This is a genomic window from Burkholderia sp. KBS0801, from assembly GCF_005937855.2.
GTDB classification, from domain to species: domain Bacteria; phylum Pseudomonadota; class Gammaproteobacteria; order Burkholderiales; family Burkholderiaceae; genus Burkholderia; species Burkholderia ambifaria.
The window spans coordinates 1,457,738-1,469,614 of sequence record NZ_CP042178.1 but is presented as its reverse complement, the minus strand read 5'-3'; the positions used below and the strand labels follow the sequence as shown (position 1 = coordinate 1,469,614).

At 69.3% G+C, this 11,877-nt stretch carries 10 protein-coding genes; 6 read left to right on the top strand and 4 right to left on the bottom strand.

Features of this window, described 5'->3' with window-relative positions:
• On the bottom strand, positions 1 to 1,038 hold the full coding sequence (locus tag FFI87_RS23460; protein WP_041490035.1) for a sigma-54 interaction domain-containing protein: 1,038 nt from the start codon (positions 1,036 to 1,038) through the stop codon (positions 1 to 3).
• Positions 1,039 to 1,413: 375 nt separating this feature from the next.
• Between FFI87_RS23460 and FFI87_RS23455 the strand changes: the two genes are divergently transcribed.
• Positions 1,414 to 3,405, top strand: coding sequence for an ATP-binding protein (locus FFI87_RS23455; protein WP_138850188.1), 1,992 nt, complete (start codon positions 1,414 to 1,416; stop codon positions 3,403 to 3,405).
• 125 nt (positions 3,406 to 3,530) lie between these two features.
• Positions 3,531 to 4,175, top strand: coding sequence for a DUF4142 domain-containing protein (locus FFI87_RS23450; protein WP_138848845.1), 645 nt, complete (start codon positions 3,531 to 3,533; stop codon positions 4,173 to 4,175).
• Positions 4,176 to 4,203: 28 nt separating this feature from the next.
• On the opposite strand, the gene FFI87_RS23445 is transcribed toward FFI87_RS23450, so the two are convergent.
• From FFI87_RS23445 to FFI87_RS23435, 3 genes are all read right to left on the bottom strand, one after another.
• On the bottom strand, positions 4,204 to 4,701 hold the full coding sequence (locus FFI87_RS23445; RefSeq protein WP_138848846.1) for a PRC-barrel domain-containing protein: 498 nt from the start codon (positions 4,699 to 4,701) through the stop codon (positions 4,204 to 4,206).
• A 67-nt stretch (positions 4,702 to 4,768) separates the two neighbouring features.
• Positions 4,769 to 5,200, bottom strand: coding sequence for a CBS domain-containing protein (locus FFI87_RS23440; protein ID WP_105785220.1), 432 nt, complete (start codon positions 5,198 to 5,200; stop codon positions 4,769 to 4,771).
• A 340-nt stretch (positions 5,201 to 5,540) separates the two neighbouring features.
• Positions 5,541 to 5,789: a hypothetical protein gene (locus FFI87_RS23435; protein WP_138848847.1), complete on the bottom strand. Its 249-nt coding sequence runs from the start codon at positions 5,787 to 5,789 to the stop codon at positions 5,541 to 5,543.
• A gap of 573 nt (positions 5,790 to 6,362) precedes the next feature.
• Between FFI87_RS23435 and FFI87_RS23430 the strand changes: the two genes are divergently transcribed.
• The 4 genes from FFI87_RS23430 (at position 6,363) to FFI87_RS23415 (ending at position 11,846) form a co-directional block, all read left to right on the top strand.
• On the top strand, positions 6,363 to 6,674 hold the full coding sequence (locus tag FFI87_RS23430; protein WP_006750981.1) for a hypothetical protein: 312 nt from the start codon (positions 6,363 to 6,365) through the stop codon (positions 6,672 to 6,674).
• 207 nt (positions 6,675 to 6,881) lie between these two features.
• A complete protein-coding gene (locus FFI87_RS23425; protein WP_012366053.1) occupies positions 6,882 to 7,760 on the top strand; it encodes a MipA/OmpV family protein in 879 nt (292 codons plus the stop codon).
• A 97-nt stretch (positions 7,761 to 7,857) separates the two neighbouring features.
• Positions 7,858 to 9,549 (top strand): VRR-NUC domain-containing protein, encoded by a 1,692-nt coding sequence (locus FFI87_RS23420; RefSeq protein ID WP_138848848.1) that lies wholly within the window; start codon positions 7,858 to 7,860, stop codon positions 9,547 to 9,549.
• The gene (locus tag FFI87_RS23415) at positions 9,546 to 11,846 is read left to right on the top strand and encodes an ATP-dependent DNA helicase (protein WP_138848849.1); all 2,301 of its coding nucleotides are present in this window, start codon (positions 9,546 to 9,548) and stop codon (positions 11,844 to 11,846) included. Before FFI87_RS23420 ends, FFI87_RS23415 begins: the two co-directional genes overlap by 4 nt.
• Positions 11,847 to 11,877: the final 31 nt, after the last annotated feature.

Here is an 11,877-nt window from a genome sequence, read left to right as displayed (position 1 = left end):
TCAGGCGGGGCCGCCGTCGCGCATCAGCGCAAGCCGGTTGTAGAGCGTCTTCAAGCTGATGCCGAGCGCTTTCGCCGCTTGCGGCTTGTTGCCGTCGAAGTGGTCCAGCGTGGCCGCGATGAAGCGCTGCTGCGCGTAGTGAAGGGTCGCGCCGAGCGGCAGCGCCATTGCGTCGTCCGACGTTTGGTCGGGCAGCAGCGTCGGCTGCGGCAGCGCGACGTCGATGCCGTCGTCCGCGAGGATGTATGCGCGCTCGATCGTGTTGTGCAGCTCGCGCACGTTGCCGGGCCATGAATACGCGCGCAGCGCGGCGATCGCAGCGTCGGTCAGCCGCTTGTGCGAGCGGTGCCGCTCGTTGAGCGCGTCGACGAACTCGTGTGCGATCGCCTCGACGTCGCCGTTGCGCTGGCGCAGCGGCGGCACGTACAGCGCAAACGCGGCGAGCCGGTAGAACAGATCTTCGCGCAGCCGGCCGTCCCGGACGGCATCGGCCGGATTGTGGCGGGTCGCCGACACGATGCGTACGTCGAGCGGAATCGACTCGGTGCCGCCGACGCGCACGATCGTGTTCGATTCGAGCGCCCGCAGCAGCTTCACCTGCAGCGCCGCAGGCATTTCCGCGATCTCGTCGAGGAGCAGCGTGCCGCCGCACGCGGCTTCGAAGAACCCCTCGCGCTGCGCGATCGCGCCGGTGAAACTCCCTTTCTCGTGGCCGAACAATTGCGCTTCGGCGATGTCGGCCGGAATCGCGCCGCAGTTGACGGGCACGAACGGCCCGTCGCGGCGCGCGCTCAGGTCGTGCAGCCGCCGCGCGACGATGTCCTTGCCGACCCCGCTTTCGCCGGCAATCATCACGCTCGCGCGGGTCGGCGCGATTTTCTCGATACGGTCGAGCAACGTGCGCATCGCCGCGGAGCGGCCGGACAGCTGGCGTGCATCGGCGCGTTGCTTCGGACGGTTTGCGGTTTCAGCCATAGGCGTCAGGGGGCCGCTTTGAAAATCGGCATTGCCCGTTTCCCTCGTTGCAATATTTATCATCGACAGCGGAACGGACCAAAAGGTGCCGCGACATAGAAATTTCCAATGTCCGGTGCGATACCGGAAGAAATAGGTGATTGCAGCATCGCGATGCCGGCATGTGGCAACCTTGCGCGCCATTGGTGCCTTTTTACACCTGCTGAATGAAAATGCGAAAGGCACTTGCAAGCGCGCGTTCGGCATCACCAAAGGCGGCAGAAGGCCGAGCGCCAAGACAGTCGGGCCTCACGCAGATTACGCGGCGATGGCGCGCAACGTCGCAATCGGGCATGCGTGTTGCTGCGCCAAGTAGCTCGCCCCGGCACGCGTGACGGATGCCGACCGCCGAGTCAGCATGCCGTCGAGCGACGGTTGCCGGTGCGATGCAGGGAAACGATGAGGACCTTTACCCGTGAGCTGTTTCGGCAGGGCATATGGGTCGTGCTGGCCGTCGGGGTGGCGGCCGTGCTGCAGGCGTGGGCGATCCACGTCATCGGCATGCATGAACCGTTCGCGCCGCTGCCTTTCTACGCCGGTGTCGCGGCTGCGGCCTGGCTGACGTCGTTTGCCGGCGGCGTCGCCGCGAGCGCCGTGAGCCTCGCCGTGATCGGCGGCCTGTGGTGGCGCAATATGCCGCTGCCCGATCTCCTCTCCCAGGCCGGCGCTTTCGTCGCGATCAGCTTCGTCGAGTGCGTGCTCGTGATGGCCGTCAAGCCGCTGCTCGCCAACGACCGCTTGCGCGGCGCCGAGGATGCGGAAGAGGGCGACGCGCGCACATCGCGCCGCGAACCTGAACCTGGAAGCCTGGCGCGCTCGGTCGATGACACAGTGCTGCGCCGCGTGGTCGATGCATCGCCCGACGCGATCGTCGGCGTCGATGTCGCACGCCGGATCACGAGCTGGAACCCGGCCGCGCGGCGCCTCTTCGGCATCGACGCGGCGGCGGCGATCGGGCACGACGTCACGACGCTGATCGCGCCGCGCTGGCTGCGGTTGCATCCCGTTCCCGCATCGTTCGCGGACGCGGGCGCGCCGGCCGGCCCGCTCGACATCCTGTGCCTGCGCCGCGACGGCAGCCGCTTTCGCGCGACCTTCACGGCGTCCCCGATCATCGACGCGCAAGGCAATTGCACCGGCCTGTCGATGACGCTGCGCGAGGCGCGCGAACGCCGCCGCTGCGAGCAGCGCGATCTGCGCATGTTGCGCGGCGCGCGCGACGCGCGCGTGCAGGCCGACGAGTCGAACCGGATGAAGGACGAGCTGCTGGCTACCGTATCGCATGAACTGCGCACCCCGTTGAACGTGATCTACGGATGGGTCGAGGTGTTGCGCAGCGGCGAGGGGCAGGGCTTCGCGCATCAGGCGATCGACGCGATCGATCGCAGCGCGCGATCGCTGTCGCGGATGGTCGGCGACCTGCTCGACGCGTCATCGCTCGCGACGGGCCGGGTGCGGCTCGAACGCACGCCGGTGGACCTCGTGCGGATCGTGCAGGAGGCCGTGCGCGAAATCGGCGAGACCGCGGAGGCGAACGGCCTCGATTTGTCGACCGAGTGCGCGATGCCCAGCTGCGTGATCGCCGCGGACGCCGAGCGCCTGCGCCAGTTGCTGTCGAACCTGTTGTCGAATGCGATCAAGTTCACGCCGCGGGGCGGACGCATCAAGGTGTCGTTGAATCCGGCCGGCGCGCGCGTGCGGCTATCGGTCGCCGATACGGGGCAAGGTATTTCCGCGGAACGCCTGCCGCACCTGTTCGACACGTTCAGCCGGCCGGAAGGCGCGCCCGCGTTGCCGAAACGCGGCTTAGGACTCGGCCTGTCGATCGTGCGCAACATCGCGCGGCTGCACGGCGGCGAAGTCGCGGCGGCGAGCGAAGGCGCCGGGCGCGGTACGACCGTGACCGTCATGCTGCCGGCGGACCTGGGTGCCGACGATCCGACCGGCCACCCGGTACGGCCGAGCGGGGCGTCGACGGCGGTCGCGCTCGACGGCCGGCGCGTGCTGGTGGTCGACGACGACGCGACGTCGCGCGCCAGCCTCGCGGCCGCGCTCGAAACGTTGGGCGCCGAGGTGTCGACCGCGCAATCGGGACACGACGCGCTCGACGTGGTCGCGCGGCAGCACCCGAGCGTCGTGCTGTCCGATCTCGCGATGCCGGACGGCGACGGCTTCTGGCTGCTCGACCACATTCGCGATCTGCCGGACGGCGGCGGCCGCCTGCCCGTCGTCGCGGTGACCGCGCATGCGGGCACCGCGGACCGCAGCCGCGTGATGGCCGCCGGCTTCGACGCGTATCTGTGCAAGCCGGTCGACGTTCCGACGCTGGCCAGCGTGATCGTCGACGTATCGCCCGCCGACGCGACGGGCGGCACCGGGCGGCGCCACTGAGCGCATCGAGGGTGCATCGAGCGACGGTGCGTGGACCGATTTCTTCACGTCCGCGCATCGTCCCGCATGACGGACAGGCCACAGCGTTCGGCGAGGCCGGTCCGTCGACGAATCCGGAGGTCCGGATGAACGTGAACGACAGTAACCCGCACCGAGGCGTCGTGCTTGCCGCCACTGCGTGCATGCTGATATCGGCGATGCTCGTGGTGCTCGGCCCGCGGGCATTGACGCCGGTGCATGCGCAGGCACCGCCGGCATCGTCCATTCATGTCGCGCCGGGCGTCGTTCGGCCGGGCGAGACCCCCGACGAAGCGGAGATGACGCGGCGGCCGAGCGGCATCGACGCCGAATTCGTCGACAAGGCCGGCATCATCGGCAAGACAGCGTCGCAGGCCAGCGAGCTTGCGCTCGATCGGTCGTCGAATCCGCACGTGAAGGCCTTCGCGCGGCGGATGATCGACGATCACGACCACATGGCCACGCAGCTGCGGCGCCTCGGCGCGCAAAAGGGCGTGCCCGTGCAGGCGCGCATGGTCGTCGATCCGGAGGTGACGGCGCTGCGGACCAAGAACGGCCTCGCATTCGACAAGAGTTATGTCGCGCTGGTGGGGCCGAACGCGCACGAGGCGGCGATCAGGCTTTACGAGGCGGAAGCGCGCAACGGGCGCGACCCGCAGATTCGCGCGTTCGCGGCCGGCTCGCTGCCGACGCTGAAGGCGCACCTGAACGCCGCGCGCCAGCTCGAGAATTCGATCGCGGCGGCGCACTGATCCGCGCGGCCCACCCGCAGCGCGTCGGTCAGTGCCGCGTGCCGCTGTCCGGGCCGCCCGGCGATGCCTCGTAAGGCGGCGCGTCGAGCGGCGTTTCGCCTTCCTCGATCAGCCAGTACGGTGACGCACCGTAGTACGTGTGCAGCGCCTCGGCCCAGATCGGATCGGCCATCGCCGGCCAGTGGTCCTTGTCGAAGCCGGGGGCTTCGCGCACGCGCTCGGTCGACACAGGCAGCACGAAGCAGTGACGCTCGGCATCGAGCGTCAGCACATTCCACGGCACCGCGAGCAGCTTGTCACCGATCCCGAGAAAGCCGCCCGACGACACGACCGCATAGGCGATACGCCCGGAGCGGACGTCGAGCATGATGTTCGTGACCTTGCCGATGTCGTCGCCGTCGATCGTCAGGACGTGATCGCCCTCCAGCGTGCCGGCGGCCATCACGTCCGGCCCCGGGCCGCCGGCCGAACGGCCGCTGTCGCCGACGATGCGCGCATGCGTGGGCGAAGGTCTGTCCGTTGTCATCGCTTTCCTCCTGGTCGAAGCGGCGCGGCGAAGTGGCTCGCAGCCGCGCAGGGAAGGGCCGGCCGCGTTAGCGGCGGCGCGGCAGGGATACGTCCTCGAGCGTGTTCGCCAGCTCGTCGCGGGCCGGGCCGCCCGCGCGCGTCGCGATGTCGCCGAGCGACACGATGCCGACGATCTGGTGCTTCGCATCGAGCACCGGCATCCGGTGCAGTTGCAGGTCCGCCATCCGTTGCTGGACATCGCCGACGCCGTCGTCCTCGACACACCACTGCACGGGCGCGGAGGCGACGGCCTTCACGGGCGTGTCGGGCGAATGCCCGTGCGACAGTGCGCGCACCGCGAGGTCGCGGTCCGTCACGACCGCGACGAGTTCGTTGCCGTCGCAGACCGGCAGCACGCCGATGTCGAAGCGCTGCATCAATTGGGCTGCATGGCGAATCGTGTCGGTCGGCGCGACGCACACTACGTCGCGCGACATGATCTCGTTGACGCGATACATGAACGCCTCCTTCGTGAGCGAGACGAACCGGAAGCAGAACGCGTGCCGCGTTCAATCGGCACCCGTGCGCGCAGCGCGCCCGGGCCACGGAGAAATTTGCCAGCCAGCTTGTACATCTTCCACGACGGTGGCCGCAGCCGGCGCGCAACCGGCGATCAGTGGCCGACCCCCGTCATCACGACGATGGCGAGCACCACCGCACTCTCGATTGCGGCCAGTGCCGCGACGCCCGCGGCGCCGCTGACTTCGTTCCACGCACGTTCGATCCGTTTCATCACTTCACTCCGGTTCTGCCGGTTCCGCGCTGCGCTACCGCGCAGGGCGGGCCGGGGTGCCGCCGTCAGCCGTGATCGCGGGGCGGTGCTGGGGCGTCGGGCGCGCGACGTTCGCGTGGGCCGGACGGCTTCGCGGGGTCGATACGGGTCGCGCCGCCAACGGCGGGCGGATCGCTGGCCGGGAAACTCTCCTCGAGCCCTTCGTCGATGCGCTCCTCCGTCTTGTCCTTGGGCGGTTTGCGCGACGCGGCGAGCGAGACTATGCCGGCAGCCGGGGACACGGCATCGCGGCGGCCGGGGGCAAGAGCGATCATGATCGAACCTCCTTACACGTAATGAAAAGCGCAAGCGCCGTACCCGTGGGGGGCGGCGCGCCATGACGCTCGCGGCTCATTGAGCCGGCCGGAGTGGTAGACACATCGGCCGCTCGTCGGTGGTTGAACCACGCCGCCTACGCGGGCCGGCGAGCGCGCGGCGGCGGGGCGCTGGTCGCGCGATGCGCGGCGTGCGATCCGTTCGCGCTCGTGGTCAAGCTCGCCGCCGAAGGGCGCATCGTGTCGCTGGTGATTGGAGCTTACGCCGGATGACGCCGCGCGTGTCGGCGACGATGCGCGGGCACGCTGCTTGCGTCCGGTCGCCGCGCCAATCGACACGCGCGAGCCGCCGCGCAGGAGTGACATGAACACGCCATCCATGCTGCACCGTCCCGAACCGACACCTGACGTCGATCCCGACCCGACGCGGCCCGAGCACGACGATCCGGTCGATCCGCCCGTGCCCTTGGGGCCGCCGCATGGCGATCCGCCGTCGCAGCCGCCACCGATGCGGATGCCGGACGGACGCAGCGTAACGCGGCCGGCCGCGCGATTACTGAAAGGAGGACCATCATGGACATTCACGTGCAATCGCCGGACAAGCGCGCGATCGCCCAGGTGCTGGGCCGCTATTTCGAGTCGCGCTCGTTGCGTTATCACATCGAGGAGTTGCCGGGCGGCGTGCTGCATATCGGTTTTCGCGCCAGCGGCCGTCCGGTCGCCGTCACCGTGTCGTTCGACGATTCCGCCTACGACACCTACACGCACTGGGACGCAAGCCAGAAGCAGCTCGCGCTCGGGCGGCTCGCCGATGGGTTCTCGCGCATGATGTCCAAGCGCAGCCCGGCCGCGCTCGCCGGCGACTACCACGTCGAGCGTTTCTGATTCCGCAACCATCCGCCTGCTCGTGCCGGAAACCGGCAAAGTGCCCGTGCTCAACGGGCGCTTTGCGGGTTCGCTGCGCCTCGCGTAGGATGTTCGTTAATTCAGCGCACGCTACGTTCGCGCTGTCAGCTGCCTGCCTTGGCAGCCGGACAAGCGCGACGCGCTTTCCTGCAGGTTCGTTTCGCGCAACCGACGGAGACCGCCTTGATGACCGTTGCTCGCCCGTTGTTGTCACCCGCCACCCGGCGGCTCGTGTCCGGCCTGTCGGCCTTCGCCGCGCTCGCGGCGGCCGGCGCCCGCGACGCGTCGGCCCAGACGCCTTCGCCGCTCGGCGAATGGCAATACTCGGCGGGGGTGCCGCTGCAGAAGCTGTTCAATCCGACCGTTCCCACGTGGCAGGTCAGCGTGGGCGCCGCGATGACGCTGCAGCCGCGCTATGCGGGTTCCGACCGCTACCGCGTGATGGGCGGCCCGAATTTCGACGTGCGCTATCGCGACCTGTTCTTCCTGTCGACAGGTGACGGGCTCGGCGCGAACGTGCTGCGCGGGCCCAACTGGCGGGTGAGCCTGTCGGTCGGCTATGACCTCGGGCGCCGCTCGGCCGACGATCTCGACCACCTGAACGGGCTCGACAACATCAACGCGGCGCCGGTGATGAAGCTCGCGGCCGATTACGTGATCTCGAAGGAGTTCCCGCTCGTGCTGCGCGCGGATGTCAGGCGCAGCATCGGCGGCTCGAACGGCTGGGTCGGCGATTTCTCCGCGTACATGCCGATGCCGGGCAGCAACGAACACTTCTTCTGGTTCGCCGGCCCGACCGTGTCGTTCGCCGATTCGCGCTACATGAACGGCTGGTTCGGCGTGAATCAGGGGGCCTCCGCGCGTTCGGGGCTGCGGACCTATTCGCCGGGTGCGGGGATGAAGTCGTTCGGCGCCGGCGTGACGATGGTCTGGTTCGTCAACAAGCACTGGTTCGTCACGGTGGACGGCGCGATCGAGCAGCTCGTCGGCCGCGCACGGCGCAGCCCGATCACGCAGCAGTCGACAAACGGTGTGTTCGACATGTCGGTGAATTACCAGTTCTGACCGGATGGGCGTCGGCCCGGCGGCGCATCGGCGTGCGGCATTTGTCGTCAGATTTGATATGATTGGCACCTGTACAAACGTACAGTGATCGATCCCCGTGACGCCTGCATCGACGCCTCCGGCGTTTTACTACCTGACCAATTTCGAACGCGCGCTGGCCTGGCTCGGCGAGCGTTACGACGACCTCCTCGACGCGCACGAACACGCGTTTCTCCGGCAGTTCGCGCAACTGCCGAAGGCGTCGCGCGCGTTGCTCGTGCGGATGCTGATGCGCAGCGGATCCGACTTCCGGGCGAGCAAGCTCGTGTACGACGAAATCGGCAGCACGCTCGACGCAGCGGCGCCGCTCGTCGCACTCGGCTGGATCGATCCGGCGCCCGCGCTCACGCTCGACGAGCTGTTCGCGCTGTCGACCAAGGCCGATCTGCTGAAGGCGTTCCCGTCGCTCGCCGCGCACGCGGGCGAGCGCAAGCCCGACTGGCTCGAGCGGCTGCGGCTCGTGCACGACGTCGCGCAGCCGCTCGACGCGTGGTGCGCGCAGGCCGACGATTGCGTGCTGCGCGTGACGGTCGGCGCGCTATGCGACCGGCTGCGGCTGATGTTCTTCGGCAATCTTCATCAGGACTGGAGCGAATTCGTGCTCGCCGATCTCGGCGTGTTCCAGTACGAAAGCGTGCCGTTCGCGCCGTCCTCGCGTGCGTTCCAGCAGCGCGCCGACGTCGATGCGTATCTCGCGCTGCAGACCTGCCGCGAAGCCCTCGACGCATGGCCGGCCGACCTCCCCTTCGACGACCTGCTGCACGCGATCGAAGCGGTCGGCTGCGCGCAGCCGTGGCTTGCGACCCGCCGCTCGAAGCTGCTGTTCTCGCTCGGGCAAGCGTGCGAGCGGCGCGCCGACTGGGACGCCGCGCTCGACGCGTATGCGCGCAGCGCGTGGCCGGGCAGCCGGCATCGGCGCATTCGCGTGCTCGAGCGCTGCGGACGCGATGACGACGCACTCGCGCTGGCGCTCGACGCGCGCGGCGGTTTCGAAAGCGACGAGGAACGTCAGCGCGTCGAGCGGATGCTGCCGCGCCTGCAGCGGCGTCTCGGGCAGCGGGTCGACCGCGCGGGCCGCGCGCACGATGTGCCGCGCGAAACGCTCGTGCTCGCGCGTCCCGACGCGTTCGTCAGCGTCGAATTCGCGGTGCGCGACCATCTTGCGCAGCCCCACGCGCCGGTTCATTACGTCGAGAACACGCTGATCAATTCGCTGTTCGGGCTGCTGTGCTGGGAGCCCGTGTTCGCGGCCGTGCCCGGCGCGTTCTTTCACCCGTTCCAGCGCGGCCCGGCCGACCTGCACGCGCCCGATTTCGCGGTGCGCCGCACGGACGCGTTCGACGCCTGTTTCGCGCAGCTCGACTCGGGCGCGTACCGCGACACGATCCGCCGGCATCATGCGACGAAAGCAGGGCTGCAATCGCCGTTTGTGTTCTGGGGCGTGCTGACCGACGAACTGCTCGACGAGGCCCTGGCCTGCCTGCCGCCCGAGCACCTGCGGTTGTGGTTCACGCGCCTGCTCGCGGACATCCGCAGCAACCGTTCGGGGCTGCCCGACCTCGTGCGTTTCTGGCCCGGCGAACGGCGCTACGAGCTGATCGAGGTGAAGGGCCCCGGCGACCGCCTGCAGGACAACCAGACGCGCTGGCTCGCGTACTGCGTCGCGCACGGCATTCCGGTGCGTGTCGTCGATGTCGAATGGGCGGGCGCCGACGTCACGCAGGCCGAGGCGGCGGGGCTGTCCGCATGAGCTATGTCGTCGCCGTGCGGGCAATGTGCGAGTTCACCGCGCGACGCGGCGATCTCGACCTGCGCTTCACGCCCGCGCCGACCGCGCTCGAAGGCATCGCCGGTCACGGCGCGGTCACGTCGAAGCGCGGCGCGCGCTACGAAACAGAGATCGCGCTGACCGGCACGTGGGGCACGCTGACCGTGCGCGGACGCGCGGACGGTTACGATCCGGTCGCGAACCGGCTCGAGGAGATCAAGACCTACCGCGGCAGCCTCGATGCGATGCCGGCCAATCACCGCGCGCTGCACTGGGCGCAGGCGAAGGTCTATGCGCACCTGATGTGCGACGCACGCGGCCTCGCGGAAATTAACGTCGCGCTCGTGTATTTCGACATCGTGTCCGAGCGCGAGACCGTGCTGACGGAAACGCTGAGCGCGAGCGTGCTCGCTGCGTTCTTTACCGAGCAGTGCGCGTGCTTCGTCGGCTGGGCCGAGCGCGAGACCGCGCATCGTGCGGCCCGCGATGCCGCGCTGCGTGCGCTGGCGTTTCCGCACGGGCAATTCCGCAGCGGTCAGCGCGAGCTTGCGGTGTCCGTCTATCGGGCGGCGCGCGACGAACGCTGCCTGATGGCGCAGGCGCCGACCGGCATCGGCAAGACGCTCGGCACGGTCTTCCCGCTGCTGAAGGCGTGCGGCGAGGGCGAGCTCGATCACGTGTTCTTCCTGACCGCGAAGACGCCCGGCCGCGCGCTCGCGCTCGAGGCGGCGACGACGCTCGGCGCCGGCACGCCGGCGCTGCCGCTGCGCGTGCTGGAGCTCGTCGCCCGCGACAAGGCGTGCGAGCATCCGGACCGCGCGTGTCACGGCGAATCGTGCCCGCTCGCGCAAGGCTTTTACGACCGGCTGCCGGCCGCGCGCGACGCGGCGATCGGCGCCGGGCTGCTCGATCGCGCCACCGTGCGCGACGCTGCGCTCGCGCACGACGTCTGTCCGTATTACCTCGCGCAGGAGCTGGCGCGCTGGTCGGACATGGTGATCGGCGACTACAACTACTACTACGACGGCAGCGCGATGCTGCATACGCTTGCGCAGCAGAACCAGTGGCGTGTCGGCGTGCTCGTCGACGAGGCGCACAACCTGCTCGATCGCGCCCGCAGGATGTACAGCGCGTCGCTCGACCCGTTCGCATTCGCGGCCGCGCGCGAGGCGGCGCCGGCGGCGCTGCGCAAGGCGTTCGACCGGCTTGCGCGCGCATGGGGCACGGTCAATCGCGCACAGGCCGAGCGCTATGCGGCCTATCCGGAGATTCCGGGGCCGATCGTGTCGGCCGTGCAGAACCTCGTCGCGGCGATCGGCGAACACCTGACCGATGCGCCGCGCGCGAACGACGACGCGCTGCTGCGGTTTCATTTCGAGGCGATCCAGTTCGGCGTGCTCGCCGACGCGTTCGACAGCGCGTCGATCTTCGACGCGACGCTGCACGGCGAGCCGCTGCCGCGCCAGTCGGGGCTCGACGGCGTCGCGCCGGCCGGCCGCCAGCGCCGCATCCAGTCGACGCTGTGCGTGCGCAACGTGATTCCGGCCGCCTTTCTTGCGCCGCGCTACGAAGCCGCGCGCGCGACCGTGCTGTTTTCCGGCACGCTGAGTCCGTTTCATTTCTATCGCGACACGCTCGGGCTGCCGGCCGATACGGGCTGGCTCGACGTCGACGGGCCGTTTCGCGCCGAGCAACTGACCGTGCGCGTCGCGAGCCATGTGTCGACCCGCTGGCGCGACCGCGACCGTTCGCTCGAACCGATCGCGGACCTGATCGCCGCGCAGTATGCGACGCGGCCCGGCAACTACCTCGGTTTTCTCAGCAGCTTCGACTATCTCGGCCGCGTCGTCGCGCTGATGCAGACGCGCCATCCGGACGTGCCCGTGTGGGCGCAGGCGCCCGGCATGGCCGAAAGCGAGCGCGACGCGTTTCTCGCGCGCTTCGACGCGGGCGGGCGCGGGGTCGGCTTCGCGGTGCTGGGCGGTGCTTTCTCGGAAGGTGTGGATCTCGTCGGCGAGCGGCTGATCGGTGCGTTCATCGCGACGCTCGGACTCCCGCAGGTCAACGACGTCAACGAACAGATGCGGCGCGCGATGGAGGCGCGTTTCGGCAACGGCTACGACTACATGTATCTGTACCCGGGCCTGCAGAAGGTCGTGCAGGCTGCCGGGCGCGTGATCCGCACCGAGCACGACGAGGGCGTCGTGCACCTGATCGACGATCGTTACCGGCGGCGGGAGGTGCGCGATCTGCTGCCGCGCTGGTGGCGAATCGGGTGACCGTCAGGGGCGTATGGCGTGCGCGCTTGCG

Bases quoted from the DNA above. Each gene is read 5' to 3' on its own strand.
- FFI87_RS23455 (WP_138850188.1), top strand. From the start codon at position 1,414: ATGAGGACCTTTACCCGTGAGCTGTTTCGGCAGGGCATATGGGTCGTG.
- FFI87_RS23425 (WP_012366053.1), top strand. From the start codon at position 6,882: ATGACCGTTGCTCGCCCGTTGTTGTCACCCGCCACCCGGCGGCTCGTG.
- FFI87_RS23460 (WP_041490035.1), bottom strand. From the start codon at position 1,038: ATGATAAATATTGCAACGAGGGAAACGGGCAATGCCGATTTTCAAAGC.
- FFI87_RS23440 (WP_105785220.1), bottom strand. From the start codon at position 5,200: ATGTATCGCGTCAACGAGATCATGTCGCGCGACGTAGTGTGCGTCGCG.
- FFI87_RS23415 (WP_138848849.1), top strand. From the start codon at position 9,546: ATGAGCTATGTCGTCGCCGTGCGGGCAATGTGCGAGTTCACCGCGCGA.
- FFI87_RS23430 (WP_006750981.1), top strand. From the start codon at position 6,363: ATGGACATTCACGTGCAATCGCCGGACAAGCGCGCGATCGCCCAGGTG.
- FFI87_RS23435 (WP_138848847.1), bottom strand. From the start codon at position 5,789: ATGATCGCTCTTGCCCCCGGCCGCCGCGATGCCGTGTCCCCGGCTGCC.
- FFI87_RS23445 (WP_138848846.1), bottom strand. From the start codon at position 4,701: ATGACAACGGACAGACCTTCGCCCACGCATGCGCGCATCGTCGGCGAC.
- FFI87_RS23450 (WP_138848845.1), top strand. From the start codon at position 3,531: ATGAACGTGAACGACAGTAACCCGCACCGAGGCGTCGTGCTTGCCGCC.